We start from the raw sequence: 14,999 nt of genomic DNA on the forward strand, positions 1-14,999 counted from the left end.
GACATGATAGGCCTCCTGCATCTCAGGAGGCGTCAACGCCGTCTGGCTGCTTCACGGCAAAGCCAGACGGCAAAATTCATATGCGATCACCCTGCCCAAACGGGAGAGGGGATCCCGCGCTTGATTTCTAAGAGGGTTTTTCCCCGGACAGCCCTGCCTCCGCGGGGGAGGGTTCAGGCGTCGCGGCTCACCGCTTCAGCGCCAGCAAACTGCGCAAATACATCTCCGGCAGCCCGTTCTCCCGGCCCGCCGCGATCACGCCTTCCAGGTAGCCCGGCCGCGGCACCCCGCCGCTGCCGCGACCCAGATACACTAGCGCCCGCCGCACCCCACCCTCGGTCGAGACCGGCTGCTGCGCCTTGACGTAGAGCCCGCTCGCCACGCCCTCGTAGCGGTCGAGGGCCGGCACGTCGGCGAGGCTCAGCTCCCACAGCACCCCCCAGACCGTGCCGGAGGGGCTGCGCTCCACCGAGGCGTAGCCCTCCCGCATGATCACGAGGCGGTGGCGGTTGAGCCGGCCGAGGCCGAGCACCCGCGAGGCGGGGCAGCGCCGGGCCATGGCGGCCCGGTCCATGTTGGAGCCGTAGGCGAAGTACAGCGGCACGAAAGGCCGGCCGTCAGGCGAATTCGAGGATCACCGCATCGACCGCCAGGCTGTCACCCTCCTTGGCCTGGACGGTCTGGACCGTGCCGTCGCGCTCGGCGCGCAACACGTTCTCCATCTTCATCGCCTCGACGATCGCCAGCGGCTCGCCCGCCTTCACCTCCTGGCCGGGGGTGACCATAATGCTCTTCACCAGGCCCGGCATCGGGCAGAGCAGCTGCTTGCCGGAGCCGCCGACCTCCTTGACCGGCATCAGGGCGGCGAGCTCGGCCTCGCGCTTCGTGTAGACCCGGGCCTCCGAGGCGGCGCCGGCATGCTGCAGGAAGACGCCGTTGAGGAGGGAGCGGACTTGGATCGCCGCCGACTCGCCGCCGATCGTGCCGACCCAGACCGGCTCGCCCGGGAGCCAGTCGCTCTCGACCATCCACTCGGTCCCGTCCTCGAAGGCGACCACGACCCCGTCATTGGTGGTCTCGACGGTCGCCTCGAAACGCTGGTCGCCGAGCAGCACCACCCGCTCGTGCTCGAAGCGCAGCAGGTACGGCTCGCGCATTTGCCCCGAGATGCCGCGCTTGCGCTCGTTGAGCTGGTGGTCGATCGCGGCGGCGGCCGCCGCCATCCGGCGCGCCACCTCGCCCGCAGGCTTCGGGGCCTCGAACCCGTTCGGGAACTCTTCCGCGATGAAGCCGGTGGAGAGCCGGCCCTCCTGCCAGCGCGGATGGTGCATCAGTGCCGAGAGGAACGGGATGTTGTGGCGGATGCCGTCGATCGCGAAGGCATCGAGGGCCTGGGCCTGTGAGGAGATCGCCTCCGCGCGGGTCGGGGCCCAGGTGACGAGCTTGGCGATCATCGGGTCGTAGTGGATCGCGATCTCGCTCCCCTCCTCGACGCCGGTGTCGTTGCGCACGATCGCCTCACCGAGCGGCCCCTCCTCCGGCGGCCGGTAGGTGGTGAGCCGGCCGATCGAGGGCAGGAAGTTGCGGGTCGGGTCCTCGGCATAGACGCGGCTCTCGACCGCCCAGCCGTCGAGCTTCACGTCGCTCTGCGCAATCGGCAGCGTCTCGCCGGCCGCGACCCGGATCATCAATTCGACGAGGTCGAGGCCGGTGATCATCTCGGTCACCGGGTGCTCGACCTGGAGCCGGGTATTCATCTCGAGGAAGTAGAACGACTTGTCCTGGCCGGCGACGAACTCGACCGTGCCGGCCGAATCGTAGTTCACCGCCTTGGCGAGAGCGACCGCCTGCTCGCCCATCTTGCGCCGGGTCGCCTCGTCGAGGAGCGGAGAGGGCGCCTCCTCGATGACCTTCTGGTTGCGGCGCTGGATCGAGCATTCGCGCTCGCCGAGATAGACGACGTTGCCGTGCTTGTCGCCGATCACCTGGATCTCGATGTGGCGCGGGTCGGTGATGAACTTCTCAACGAAGACGCGGTCATCGCCGAAGGACGAGGCGGCCTCCGAGCGGGCGCGGGCGAAGCCCTCCGCCACCTCGTCGGCGGAATGCGCGATGCGCATGCCCTTGCCGCCGCCGCCGGCCGAGGCCTTGATCATCACCGGATAGCCGATCTCGTCGGCGATGGTGACGGCGTGCTCGGGGCTCTCGATCACCCCGAGGAAGCCCGGCACGGTCGAGACCTGGGCCGCCGAGGCCGCCTTCTTCGACTCGATCTTGTCGCCCATCGCGGCGATGGCGCCGGGATTGGGGCCGATGAAGACGATGCCGGCGGCTGCGAGCGCCTTCGGGAAGGCCTCGCGCTCGGACAGGAAGCCGTAGCCGGGATGGACCGCCTGCGCGCCGGTCTGCCGGCAGGCCTCCACGATCTTGTCGATGACGAGGTAGGACTGCGCCGCGGCGGCGGGACCGATATGCACCGCCTCGTCGGCCATGGCGACATGGAGCGCGTCGCGGTCGGCGTCGGAATAGACTGCCACCGTCTTGATCCCCATGCGGCGCGCCGTCTTGATGATGCGGCAGGCGATCTCGCCACGGTTGGCGATCAGGATCTTGTCGAACATCGGAGCGCGCACTCGAGCCTTAAGGGGGAATCCGGGCCGGGGTGGGTCACACCCAAGCTCACTCCCGTTAAAGCATGGCGCGCGCGCCGCAAAGCCGGGTCTTCTCGGCCAGATGGGCGAAGCTCCCGCTCACGCGGCCACCGCGTAGGAGAGGATCTCCTCGACCGCGTCCTCGGCCCCGGCCCGGGCGCGGTTCGCATGAAGCGCGAAGCGGATCAGCGCCGGGTCGTTGGTCTCGGCCTCGCGCACCACCTCGACGGCGATGCGGGCGCCCGTGGCGGTCGGGCCGCGGCCGCAAGCGAGCGAGGCGGCGAGCCAGTGGGCGGTATCGGCATCGATGTGGCCGGTCGGGCGCTCGCCCCACACGGCGAAATCGACGATCGCCGCCACCAGCCAGTCGCCGAAGGCCTCGTCGGCCTGCGGGATCGCCCGGTCGAGACCGAACAGCATGTCGGCCTCGTCGCGGCAGGTCAGCCCGTCGGGCAGGACCATGCGGTGCAGCTCGCGCACGTCCTCCAGGCTGACGGCGCCGGCGGCGATGATACGGTTGCAGAAGTGTTGCAGCGAAGCGTTGATCATCTGTCTGTCCTCCCCGGCCTTTGTTGTGCCGGTGCTTGTCCCTGTGTGAGGAGGACTATGCGGGACGGGAGGCCTTTGACAGGTTAACGGCGGGATCTGAATCCCTGTTCAGGTTAAAGCCTGGCAACGGGACGGCGTTGCTAAAGGGTTGCGAGGGCCGGTGTCGAAAACGTAAAGCCGGTCCGTGCCGGAAGCCCGCGATGACCGATCCCGATCCCACCGCCCGACCGCCGGCGCCGCCCGTCCCGCAGGAGGACGACGGCGCCGCGAGAAGGAAGGATCTGTTGGCGCTCCTGGCGGCGCTGGAGCCGATCGACGAGGAGTTTCCCGACTTCGATGCGGGGTTGGGAAAGCTGCGCGAGATCGACGTGCCGGACGATCAGGATCGCGGGAGCGAACCCGGCCGCAGGTAGGCGAACATGTGCGGGACGTAGTCGGCCTTGCCGAGCGGCACGCCGTGATGGCGCAGGATCGCGTAGGCGGTCACGAGGTGGAAGTAGAATTGCGGCAGCGCCCAGTCCCGCGCGTAATCGTCGCCCGTCGCCATGTCGAAGACCAGGCCGCCCCCGGGCTCGAGCGTGACCGGCAGGTCACCACCGGCATCGAGCGCGCCCGGCGCGACGGCGTCGAGCCGGGCCAGGGCCTCGGCGATGCGCCTTTGCGCATCCGCGAGGGAGCCCGGCCGCTCGCCGGCCTCCCGTCCCTCGCGGGCGAGGTCGTCGAGCGCCGGCGGCACGGGCTCGCCGCCGAGCCGGTAGGTGGCCTCCTGCGCCTGGAGGCAGGCGAAGCGGACCTGCGAGGCCAGCGGGAGCATGTCCGGGACCAGGCGGCGGGCCATCACCCCCTCCGCCCCGTCATGGTCGCGGGCCTTGTCGAGCCAGCCCGAGAGGGCGCGCAGCATCTGCGCGTAGGCGGGGACGAGACGTTGCGTCAGGGACATCAGGGCTCCTCGAAAAAAACGAGGAATGTCTACCGCACGATCACCTTCGCGTCCGCGCCGACCCGGTTGTAGAGGTCGACCACGTCGATGTTGCGCATGCGGATGCAGCCGGAGGACGCCGCCTGGCCGATCCGCTCGGGCTCGTTGGTGCCGTGGATGCGGTAGAGCGTGTCCTTGCCCGTGCCGTCCGCCAGGTAGAGGGCGCGGGCGCCAAGCGGGTTGGCGGGCCCGCCCTGCATCGCGTGGACGTGGGGCCAGCGCTTGATCATCTCGGCCGGCGGGTGCCAGTCCGGCCAGGCGGCCTTGCGGAAGATCCGCGCCGGCCCGGTCCAGCCATAGGCCTCGTCGCCGACGGTGACGCCGTAGCGGATCGCCTTGCGGTCGGGCAGGACGTAGTAGAGCTGGCGTTCCCTGGTCTCGACCACGATGGTGCCCGGCGCCTCGCCGGTCGGGTCCTCGATCATGTAGCGGGCGAAGCGCCGGTCGACCTCGGGCTCCGGCACCATCGCCATCCACTCCTTGTCCCGGGCCGACAATTCGGGATCGGGGGTGGCGCGATACATGCAGCCCGGCAGCGCCAGGACAGCACCCATGGAGACGGCGCCCGTCAGGACGAGGGCGAGGACGGGGCGGGGGCGGCGCATCGGGGCGGAACCTTGCAAGGCGGGCGGGCCCGCGAATCAGTCGTATCCCGAAGCGTAAAGCGTGGCTGTTAGCGCGCGAAGCGGGGGATGACGCTCCCGCGCGAGTTGCCGCGCCTGTGTTGCGTCCGGGCCATGGCCCTGCCACGGTGCGGGCGGGGACGGCCGGTCATGACACCGGCCGGCGGGAACGCTTGAAGCGGGCACGATGACGACGCTGTACCTCTGCCATCCGGCCTCCCTCGACCACGACACGCCGCCGGGCCATCCTGAGCGGGCCGACCGCATCCGGGTGATCGAGCGGGTGCTGGAGGACGAGCGCTTCGCCGCCCTGGTGCGCGAGCAGGCGCCGCTGGCCGACCTCGCGGTGGCGGGCCTGGCGCATCCGGAGAACTACGTCGCGGCGATCGCCGCCGCCGCGCCGGACGAGGGGCTGGTCGGCATCGATTCCGATACGGTGATGTCGCCGGGCTCGCTCGAGGCTGCGCGTCGAGCGCTGGGTGCGGCGGTCCGGGCCGTCGACGAGGTGATGGGCGGCCGCGTCGCCAACGCCTTCGCGGCGATGCGCCCGCCCGGCCACCACGCCGAGCGCGAACGGGCCATGGGCTTCTGCCTGTTCAACACCGCCGCGGTGGCGGCGCGCCACGCACGAAAGCACCACGGCGCCGCCCGGGTGGCGCTGGTCGACTGGGATGTCCATCACGGCAACGGCTCGCAGGACATCTTCTGGGACGATGCCAGCGTGATGTACGCCTCGACCCACCAGATGCCGCTGTTTCCCGGCACGGGTGCCGCCTCCGAGCGCGGCGAGCACGACACCATCGTCAACGTGCCGCTGCATGCCGGCGACGACGGCGACACCTTCCGCGAGGCCTTCGCCCACGGCGTGCTGCCGCGCCTCGACGCGTTCCGGCCCGACCTGATCGTGATCTCGGCCGGGTTCGACGCCCATTGGCGCGATCCGCTCGCCAACCTGAAGCTCACCGAGGCCGATTTCGCCTGGGCCACCCGGGAGGTGATGGGGATCGCCGAAAGCCGCTGCGGCGGCCGGGTGGTGTCGCTGCTCGAGGGCGGCTACGATCTGATCGGGCTGTCGAAGTCGGTCGCCGCCCATGTCGAGACGCTGATGGGACGGTAGCCGCAGCCCTCCCCTTCACTGTCCCGCACGCCGTCCCCATCGTCCTGCCGTCTACCGGCAAGGTGACGGAGGCGGCTATCTTGTGTTCGGCGCCAGCCTGGCAAGTTCCGCTCCGTCTTTTACGTGTTGCGCGCCGCCGCAGATCTGCGGTGATATCTTGCATTGCGCGCAGCCGGCCTCATGAATTCACCGCGCCCGCGAATCCTCTCTCTTCAATATCTTGTTAACCGGCGCCATGCTAGCGTTCGCCCATAGTAGACATAAAAGTCATTGACTTACTTTGCGGCATCAAAATAATTTTATCGGACCGGCGATCGATTCGCGCCGAATCTCGTTATTTTTATTGAGTGACGTATCCATGTCCACCGAACAGGCGAGCAGATTCATCCTGATGCCGGTAAATACGACCAGCATGAGACGCCTGGAAATCGACGACGTCCGCGCAGCGGCAAGTCGTGCCGGTCTCCGCATGGTCTCCAATACGTCGCTCGAAGTTGATGCCGCCCCATCATCTCTGTCCGTCCTCGACAAGATCGGCGATTCAGGTCCCGAGCTGATTGAATTACGGCCGGAAGCTGCGCATAGGCTCGAAGCCGAGGCGAATCTCAAGCTCGTTCCCATCACGACCTACGAGCAGGCCCGCACCGACCAGGCGGTACGGCGCCCGCCGGCGTCCAAGGCCGGCTCAGGCTGTACCCCCGTCCGGATCGTCGACGCCGTAACGAAAGCCGGGGTCGCGGGAGCGACGGTGACCGCCTTCACCGACTTCGAGGCTGGCGAAGGCGCCGAGGGCGTGACCGCGGCCGACGGGCAGGTCGTGCTCGACATCGCGCCCGGCCTGCGGCTCGACCGCCTCTACGTGCACGGGCCGGCCGGTTACTGGGGTCACGTCTCCCGCCGCCAGCAGGCGGGCGATCGCCGCGAGATCGCGATCGCACCGCTCAAGCTCCGGTCGCGGAAGCATATCCTGCCCTGCCTCTACGGCGCGAGCGGGCTCACCGACGGGCAGGGCGTGCGCATCGCCATCATCGATTCCGGCGTCGCGGCGGGCCATCCGGCCCTGCCCCACGTCATGGGCGGCGCCAACGTCGTCTTCGACGAGATCCGGACTAATCCGGCCTCGGGGACCGACTGGGGTCCAGCCAGCGTCAGGGGCGAGCACGGCACCCATGTCGCCGGCATCGTCGGTGCCCGGCCCACCGCGGCATCGACCATGGCGGGTGTCGCGCCCGGCGTCGAGTTGCGCAGCTACCGCGTCTTCCCCCACGGTGGCGGAAAGGCGAAGAACTACGACATCATGAAAGCGATCGACCTCGCGGTTCAGGACCGGTGCCACATCATCAATCTCAGCCTGTCGTGCCGGGTGGAGGATGACGGCGTGCGCTACGCGATCGCCGATGCATGCCGGGCCGGCGTCCTGGTCGTCGCCGCGGCCGGCAACGACCGGCAGCCGCAGATCAGCTTTCCGGCAGCGATCCAGGACTGCATCGCCGTGGCGGCGATGGGGCGGCGGGGGACGTTCCCGGGACGATCCGCGGAGGCCGGCGACGTCACCAGGACGCCGACCGGGCACGATCCCAAGGCCTTCGTCGCCGCCTTCTCGAACCACGGCGAGGTCGACCTGATCGGCCCCGGCGTCGGGGTCGTCTCGACCTTGCCGGGCGGCGCCTACGGCGTCATGAGCGGAACGTCGATGGCCTGCCCTGCGGTGGTCGGCGTCGCGGCCCGCCTCTACGCCGCCGACCCGTCCATCGCCCGCTGCCGGGCCGACAATCGCGTCGCGCACTGGACCGCGGCGCTGATCGGCCGCGCCGGCCCCCAGGGGTTCGGCCGGCCCTACGAAGGGCACGGATTGCCCTTATGACAGCCTCAACGCGAGTCGCATCCATGGCCAAGACAAGCACGGCCAAGACAAGCACGCAGCGCGTGGTCCTTCGCCGTACCGATCCGGACGCTCCTCAATCGTCCCTCGCCGCGACCCGGATCGAGACGCTCCCGGGCATCGCCGTTCTCGACCAGTCCTCCGCCTCCTCGCTGCTGATCGAAGGCAGCTTCCAGGCGATCAAGCGGGCGGTCGCCGCCCTGCCCGGCTGGAAGAGCGTGACGATCCGGCACTACGACATTCCCGACCCCCGGCCGCGGATCCGCAAGCCGCGATACGGCGATCCCGGGTAATGCAGCCGCGGAGCGCGTCGGGGCGCCCGTGCCCCGACGCGCTCCGGAGGATGTCCTTCCGGATGCAGGCCATCACCCCTCCGGCGGCTCGTCGGCGACGATCTCGATGCCGAAGCCCGACAGGCCGACATAGGAGCGCGCCGCGCTCGAGATGTTGCGGATCGAGACCACGCCGAGGTCGCGAAGGATCTGGGCGCCCAGGCCCACCTCGCGCCACTGACGCACGCGGGCCGCCTCGGCCCCGTCCTCGCCGGCCCCGTCGGGCAATTGCGACAGCGGCACGCCGGCGGTGCCGTCGCGCAGGTAGACCAGCACGCCGCGGCCCTCCTGCGCGAAGCGGCGCATCACCGCCTCGATGGTGCGCCCGCCCTCGATCACGTCCGCCACCACATTCGAGCGGTGCAGCCGCACCAGCACGTCGCGGCCCTCGCCGATGCGGCCGTGCACGAAGGCGAATTGCTGCATCGGCTCGAACGGCGTGGTGTAGGCGTAGCCGGTCAGCTCACCCCACTCGGTCTTGACCGGGAAGGTGCCGACCCGCTCGACCAGCTTCTCACGGGCCTGGCGGTAGGAGATCAGATCGGCGACCGAGATCTGCTTGAGATTGTGCTTCTCGGCGAAGGCGGTGATCTGCGGCCCCTTCATCACCGTGCCGTCGTCGTTGGCGAGCTCGCAGATCACGCCGACGGGGGGGAGCTTCGCCAGCCGGCAGAGATCCACCGCCGCCTCGGTATGGCCGGAGCGCATCAGCACGCCGCCATCCTTCGCGATCAGCGGGAAGACGTGGCCGGGGCGCACGAAGTCGGTGGCGCCCATGTTGCCGTTGGCGAGCGCCCGCACGGTGTTGCAGCGCTGCTCGGCCGAGATGCCGGTGGTCAGCCCGTGCTTGACGTCGACCGTCACCGTGAAGGCGGTACCGAGCGGCGCGTCGTTCGAAGCCACCATCGGCTCGAGGCGCAGGCGCTTGGCCTCCGCGGCGGTGATCGGCGCGCAGACGATGCCGCAGGTGTTGCGGATGATGAACGCCATCTTCTCGGGCGTGCAGAGCGAGGCGGCGATGATGAGATCGCCCTCGTTCTCGCGGTCGTCGTCGTCGGTGACGATCACGATCTCGCCGCGGGCATAGGCGTCGATGGCCTCGATGATGGATGCGTGGGTCACGGGCATCTCCTGTCCCAGGAGGACGAGTCCCAGGAAGTCGTTGGGGGTGACGGCGCCGCCGGTCTCCCGCGCCACGGCCGCCGCCGTCTCCCGCGAGAGCCAGGGCTCGGGATTGTTGCACAACCCCGTCACCGCCGCCGGCGAGAGCCCGCAGCGCCGCGCGAAGTCGAGGCGGGTCACGCCCTGCTGTCGGAGCCAGTCGCCGAGTTTCACGCCTCCGTCATAGCCTGACGGTCGTTTCAGTCAAACTGAAACGATGAAAAAGTTCACCCAGGCTGAAGGCCCGCCCCCTCCCCGACCTGCCCGCGGTGGCGCAGCCAGTGATCGGCCAGTACGCAGGCCATCATCGCCTCGCCCACCGGCACCGCCCGGATGCCGACGCAGGGGTCGTGGCGGCCCTTGGTCAGCACGTCGACCGGACGGTTGTCGCGGCTGACGCTCGCCCGCGGGGTTAGGATCGAGGAGGTCGGCTTGACGGCGAAGCGGCAGACCAGCGGCTGGCCGGTGGAGATGCCGCCGAGCACGCCCCCGGCATGGTTGGCGAGGAAGATCGGGCGGCCGTCGTTGCCGGGCCGCATCTCGTCGGCATTCTCCTCGCCGCGCAAGGCGGCCGCCGCGAAGCCGTCGCCGATCTCGACACCCTTGACGGCGTTGATCGACATCATGGCAGCGGCGAGGTCCGCGTCGAGCTTGCCGTAGACGGGCGCGCCGAGGCCGACCGGCACGCCCTCGGCCACCACCTCGATCACCGCGCCGACCGAGGAGCCGGCCTTGCGGATGCCGTCGAGATACTCCGCCCACTGCACTGCTGCGGTGGCGTCGGGGCAGAAGAACGGGTTGTTGTTCACCTCGTCCCAGTCGAAGCGGGCGCGGTCGATCGCGTGCGCGCCGATCTGCACCAGGGCGCCGCGGATCGTCACCCCGGGCAGCACCTTGCGGGCGATCGCCCCCGCCGCCACCCGGGCCGCGGTCTCGCGAGCCGAGGAACGGCCGCCGCCGCGATAGTCGCGGATGCCGTACTTGGCGTCGTAGGCGTAATCGGCGTGGCCGGGCCGGTAGCTGTCGCGGATCTCCGAATAGTCCTTGGAGCGCTGGTCGACGTTCTCGATCATGAGCGCGATCGGCGTGCCGGTGGTGAGCTGGCGCCCGCCCGTGCGATCGTCCGCGAACACGCCCGAGAGGATGCGGACCTGGTCCGGCTCCTGGCGCTGGGTGGTGAAGCGCGACTGGCCCGGCCGGCGGCGGTCGAGCTCGGCCTGGATCTCCGCCGCCTCGAGCGGGATCAGCGGCGGGCAGCCGTCGACGACGCAGCCGAGGGCCGGGCCGTGGCTCTCGCCGAAGGTGGTGACGCGGAAGAGGTGGCCGAAGCTGTTATGCGACATGGTGACTACGTGAGATGGCGGCGTCGCTCTAGAGCATTTTGCGCCGGACGGGAAATGATCTCGCGCGCTGACCGGGAGCCACCGGCCCCCCCCGGGCCGGATGCGCTCGGCCCGACCGCCGGGCGATGCCCCCAGCCGGCCAGGCCAGCGAACCGGGGACAGCTTGACATCGTCGTCGGCCGGCTCGTACATCCTCTCGATTTTTGCAATGCGACAGAAATATTGCTTCCCGTGAAGCACGCGAGATCCGAGATCAGCACGGCAGCAATTTCAGATCACGCACTCATGACGAAATACCATATCTAAGTATCCGGCAAGACGACTGGCAACGGCGAGGGGCGAGATGAACTTCTTCAAGCTGGCGCGGCGCATCGCACACAAGAAGGATGCGGCGCTCGACGTCAATTTTTATCGCGCCTACTACGCGGACCTCGCCGATGCGACGGATGGTGCGGTCATCAAGCACTGGGAGGAGTACGGGCGGAGCGAAGGGCGCTTCCCGAACGAAGCGAGCGCCCGCGCTGCGGCAATGGCCAGCGACACGCTGCCGAACGATTTCGACCTCGCGACGTATCTTCGGCTGAATCCGGACGTCGCGGCCGCGATCACGTGGGATTTCCAAGGCGCCCTTCACTACATCGAGCATGGCCGGGCGGAGAACCGGCCCTATACAGGCGGGGCGCAGCCGGCGGCCGGCCCCGCTGGAAACGGCCTTCCGCAGAGCTTCAACCTCGCGAGCTACGTCGTCTCCAATCCCGACATCGCGCGCGTGATCGCCTCGAATGCCGGGCGCCTGAAGCACTATGCCGAGCACGGCCGCGCCGAGAAGCGCAACTACCTCCCGCTCTTCTACGATCCGGACTTCATCTCGCAATTGTACGGCGTGACCGTCCCGCGGGGCGTGAGCGTCGAGGAGGCGGTCATCGCCGTCAAGCAGCGGCTGCGGCAGCCGGACGACCAGCCGATCTTTTTCAACGAAGACGAGATCGTCAAATTCCACGACATCAACATTCCGTATTTTTCTCAGTATTTCGATCACGATCTCTACCGCTATCAACAGCTCAGGCACAGCGATAAGTTCTTCAATCGCGCTCAATGCATCCAGCATTTCTGTGAGGTCGGCCAGCGCGAGCAGTTCGATATTTCGCGCCGGGGCGCCTTCGACGACGACTTCTTCCGCGCCGAGTACGAGAGCGACGATTCGGCATCCTCGTCGCGGCGGGAGCGCTACGCGCGCTGGTTGAGGAGCGACGCGAGCGAACCGCTCTACCCGAACCTGCGGGTGCTCGTGCACCTGACCCATGGGGCGAAGCTGCCGCGCGCGGTCGAGGCGGCGATCGCATCGCGCATCGAACCGGGGACGAAGCCGAGCCAGGCCGTCGACGACCTGCTCGCGTGGAGGCTGGACGTGAGCGAGCCCGCGGCTGCCGCCTTCTTCGTCGACGTCGCGGATAACCGCGCCAGGCAGGGCAAGAGCGTCGAGGCCGCCGAGCTCTATGCCCGCGCCCTGGCCCGCGTCCCCGACCACCCGCGCGGCCTCAATCACCGGGCGGACCTGATCCATCGCGGCGGCAACCTGGCCCTGGCCACCAGCCTGCGCCGGCAGATCGTCGCCCTCGACCGTAGCAACGAGTGGACCTTCATCCACCTGGCCCAGGGCCTCCTGGATCTCGGCGAGCCGAAGGCCGCCGCGCATGCCCTGGCGGCGGGCGTGACGAAGTTCCCGGGGGATGTCGGCCTGCGCCGCCGCTTGCGCGAGACGCGGGAAAAATACTTCTACGACGTCTGGGAGAAGAGCGCGGACGTCGCCCTCGAGGTCAGCTACGACGAGGCGCGCGCGCGGGTGACCGAGGCGGCACGGTGCCTGGCCCGGGACGAGGAACGGCCGGTGGTCGGCGCGGACCGGGTCCGCCGCGTCGCCATCTACGCCAATTGCGATCTGGCGCAGTGCCGCTTCTACCGCGTCGACCAGCGCGCCGAGCAACTCGCGGCAGCCGGCCACGAGGTCACTGTCTACGACTACACCAAAGATCACAACAAGTATATGTCTGATCTCGCGGAGATCGACTATACGATCTTCTACCGGGTCCCGGCATTTCCTAACGTCATCGACGCCATCGACAAGACCGCTGATCTCGGCGTCGTGACGATCTACGACATCGACGACCTGGTGTTCGAGCCGGAATATTTCCCGCCGGCGCTCGAAACCTATGCCGGCTTGATCGATGCCCGCCAGCACGCGTCGATGGCCTGCGGCGTCAGCCTGTTCGCCGAGGCGGCGTCTCTCTGCGATTACGGCATGGTCTCGACGCCGAGCCTCGCCCGGCACCTCGAGGGCCGGGTCAGGACCGGAACGGTCTTCCACCAGCCGAACGCGCTCCACAGCGCGCATCTCGTCAGCATGCAGGGGCAGGCGACGAAGACCGGCGACGTCGTCACGATCTTCTACGGCTCCGGGACCAAGGCCCACAAGCTCGACTTCGAGCAGCTGATCGAGCCGGCCCTGGCGCGGCTGTTCGAGACCCATCGCGACCGGATCCGCGTCGTGGTGATCGGCGACATCACGCTCTCGGCGCTGCTGCGCCCCTGGGCGGAGTACATCATCGCCTCGCGGCCGATCGCCAACGTCGCGTCGTACTGGGACCTGCTGCGCGAGGCCGACATCAACATCTCGGTGCTGGTGCCGGACGTGTTCAACGACTGCAAGAGCGAGATCAAGTGGATGGAGGCCGCGATGTTCGGCATCCCGTCCGTGGTCAGCGGCACGCAGACCCATCGCGAGGTGATCGTCGAGGGCGAGACCGGCTTCCTGTGCGAGTCGAGCGCGGCGTTCCACGCCGCCCTCGACCGCCTGGTCCGCTCGTCCGACGAGCGGCGGCGGATCGGCGAGGCGGCGCGGCAGGTCGTGCTCGACCGCTACGGGCTGGAGCGGCAGGCCGGGGAGCTCCGCCGGATCATCGACCGGTCGACCTCCCGCCAGCTCGCCCGGCGCAAGAGGCTCGTCATCGTCAACGTGTTCTACCCGCCGCAGGCCATCGGCGGCGCGACCCGGGTCGTCCACGACAACGTCCGCTCGCTGCGCGCGATCCTGGGCCCCGAGTGGCAGATCGACGTGATCTGCACCCTGGAAGGCGGTCCGACCCCCTACGCCCTCGACTGGTACGTCCGCGACGGCGTGCGGGTGTTCTGCATCACCGCCGCCGACCACCCCGACATCGACAGCCTGGTCGAGGATCCCGAGATGGGGCGCGCCTTCGACCGCGTCCTCGATCGGATCGATCCGGACCTGATCCACTTCCACTGCATCCAGCGGCTGACGACGAGCTGCGTCACCGTCGCGATCCGGCGCCGCATCCCCTACCTGATCACCATGCATGACGGCTGGTGGATCTCGCCGCGCCAGTTCCTGACCAACGGCAACCGGGAGGTCGAGACCTACGACTTCAGCGGCAAGGCCTCCCTCGACACCTACGTGAGCGACGGCTACGTCCGGGCGCGCACGCTGCTTCGCTGCATCAAGGGCGCGGCACGCGTGCTGACCGTGTCGCAGCCCTTCGGCGAATTGTGCCGCGGCGTCGGCCTCGACCGGATCGAGGTGGTCGAGAACGGCGTGTCGCGCCTGCCGGAAGCTCACCGGATCGCGAGCCCAACCGGCCGGGTCCGCCTCGGCTTCATCGGGGGCCTGGCCGACCACAAGGGCTACGGCCTGATCCGCAACGTGATCATCAACGAGCCGTTCAAGAACCTCAGCCTACTGCTGATCGACCACGCCATGCACCCGAGCGAGCGGGTGGAGGAGTTGTGGGGGAACGTGCCGGTCGAGATCCGGGGCAAGTTCTCGCAGTCGAATGTCGGCGGCCTCTACGCCCATATCGACGTGCTGCTGGCCCCGTCGGTCTGGCCGGAGAGCTACGGCCTGGTGACCCGGGAGGCGATCGCCTCCGGCTGCTGGGTCGTCGCCTCGAACCGCGGCGCGGTGGCCGACTGCGTCGTCGAGGGCCGCAACGGCTACGTCGTCGACGTCGCGGACGAAGCCGGCCTCCTCGCCGCTCTCCGGTTCATCGACGCGAACCCGGAGACGCATCTGCGCTCGCCCGACGCCGCCGCCCCGATCCGGACCGCGGACCAGCAGGCGCAGGAGCTGGCGGTGATCTACGGCGAGGTCGTCGACGCGAGCGAGGCCAAGCGGGCCTGATCCCGCGATCCGCGCCGCATCCCTCGGGGCGGATCGCCCTCCCCCGGGGGGGGGGGGGGGGGGGGGGGGCGGCGGCGCGCGGCGGCGGGCGCCCCCCCCCCCCGGGGGGGCCCCCCCCCCCCCCCCCCCCCCGCCCAGGGGCCGCCCCACCCCACGCACCGCACGGC

The 14,999-nt window shown here is 69.3% G+C and carries 12 protein-coding genes; 5 read left to right on the forward strand and 7 right to left on the reverse strand.

The annotated features are described in order from the left end of the window. Nucleotides 1-187: 187 nt before the first annotated feature. The 3 genes from ABZT49_RS20940 to ABZT49_RS20950 form a co-directional block, all read right to left on the reverse strand. Nucleotides 188-604 (reverse strand): gamma-glutamylcyclotransferase family protein, encoded by a 417-nt coding sequence (locus ABZT49_RS20940; RefSeq protein ID WP_355288650.1) that lies wholly within the window; start codon nucleotides 602-604, stop codon nucleotides 188-190. A gap of 13 nt (nucleotides 605-617) precedes the next feature. Then, the gene (locus ABZT49_RS20945; protein WP_355288652.1) at nucleotides 618-2,621 is read right to left on the reverse strand and encodes an acetyl/propionyl/methylcrotonyl-CoA carboxylase subunit alpha; all 2,004 of its coding nucleotides are present in this window, start codon (nucleotides 2,619-2,621) and stop codon (nucleotides 618-620) included. A gap of 129 nt (nucleotides 2,622-2,750) precedes the next feature. Then, nucleotides 2,751-3,200 carry a hypothetical protein gene (locus tag ABZT49_RS20950; protein ID WP_355288654.1) on the reverse strand — a complete coding sequence of 150 codons (450 nt, stop codon included), beginning with the start codon at nucleotides 3,198-3,200 and terminating at the stop codon, nucleotides 2,751-2,753. Between the two features lie 200 nt (nucleotides 3,201-3,400). Between ABZT49_RS20950 and ABZT49_RS20955 the strand changes: the two genes are divergently transcribed. Next, entirely contained in the window at nucleotides 3,401-3,613 is a 213-nt protein-coding gene (locus ABZT49_RS20955; protein ID WP_355288656.1) for a hypothetical protein, read from the forward strand. Here the strand turns inward: ABZT49_RS20955 and ABZT49_RS20960 are convergent. Together ABZT49_RS20960 and ABZT49_RS20965 are read right to left on the reverse strand one after the other, a co-directional pair. Next, a complete protein-coding gene (locus ABZT49_RS20960; protein WP_355288658.1) occupies nucleotides 3,580-4,140 on the reverse strand; it encodes a DUF1993 domain-containing protein in 561 nt (186 codons plus the stop codon). The genes ABZT49_RS20955 and ABZT49_RS20960 overlap by 34 nt on opposite strands. A 29-nt stretch (nucleotides 4,141-4,169) precedes the next feature. Next, entirely contained in the window at nucleotides 4,170-4,784 is a 615-nt protein-coding gene (locus ABZT49_RS20965) for a L,D-transpeptidase (protein WP_355288659.1), read from the reverse strand. Nucleotides 4,785-4,989: 205 nt separating this feature from the next. On the opposite strand from ABZT49_RS20965, the gene ABZT49_RS20970 reads away from it, so the two are divergent. From ABZT49_RS20970 to ABZT49_RS20980, 3 genes are all read left to right on the forward strand, one after another. Then, nucleotides 4,990-5,919 (forward strand): histone deacetylase family protein, encoded by a 930-nt coding sequence (locus tag ABZT49_RS20970; protein ID WP_355288661.1) that lies wholly within the window; start codon nucleotides 4,990-4,992, stop codon nucleotides 5,917-5,919. A 748-nt stretch (nucleotides 5,920-6,667) separates the two neighbouring features. Further along, nucleotides 6,668-7,783 carry a S8 family serine peptidase gene (locus tag ABZT49_RS20975; RefSeq protein WP_355288663.1) on the forward strand — a complete coding sequence of 372 codons (1,116 nt, stop codon included), beginning with the start codon at nucleotides 6,668-6,670 and terminating at the stop codon, nucleotides 7,781-7,783. Between the two features lie 23 nt (nucleotides 7,784-7,806). Next, nucleotides 7,807-8,094 (forward strand): hypothetical protein, encoded by a 288-nt coding sequence (locus ABZT49_RS20980; RefSeq protein ID WP_355288664.1) that lies wholly within the window; start codon nucleotides 7,807-7,809, stop codon nucleotides 8,092-8,094. Between the two features lie 72 nt (nucleotides 8,095-8,166). Here the strand turns inward: ABZT49_RS20980 and ribB are convergent, their stop codons facing one another. Beyond that, nucleotides 8,167-9,468, reverse strand: a complete 1,302-nt coding sequence (gene ribB, locus ABZT49_RS20985; protein WP_407943539.1) for a 3,4-dihydroxy-2-butanone-4-phosphate synthase — start codon at nucleotides 9,466-9,468, stop codon at nucleotides 8,167-8,169. Between the two features lie 53 nt (nucleotides 9,469-9,521). Further along, nucleotides 9,522-10,637, reverse strand: coding sequence for a chorismate synthase (aroC, locus tag ABZT49_RS20990; RefSeq protein ID WP_355288666.1), 1,116 nt, complete (start codon nucleotides 10,635-10,637; stop codon nucleotides 9,522-9,524). A gap of 343 nt (nucleotides 10,638-10,980) precedes the next feature. Here aroC and ABZT49_RS20995 point away from each other — a divergent pair, with 343 nt between their 5' ends. Further along, on the forward strand, nucleotides 10,981-14,832 hold the full coding sequence (locus tag ABZT49_RS20995; protein WP_355288668.1) for a glycosyltransferase: 3,852 nt from the start codon (nucleotides 10,981-10,983) through the stop codon (nucleotides 14,830-14,832). Nucleotides 14,833-14,999: the final 167 nt, after the last annotated feature.

This window comes from Methylobacterium sp. EM32, assembly GCF_040593685.1.
Classification (GTDB): Bacteria; Pseudomonadota; Alphaproteobacteria; order Rhizobiales; family Beijerinckiaceae; genus Methylobacterium.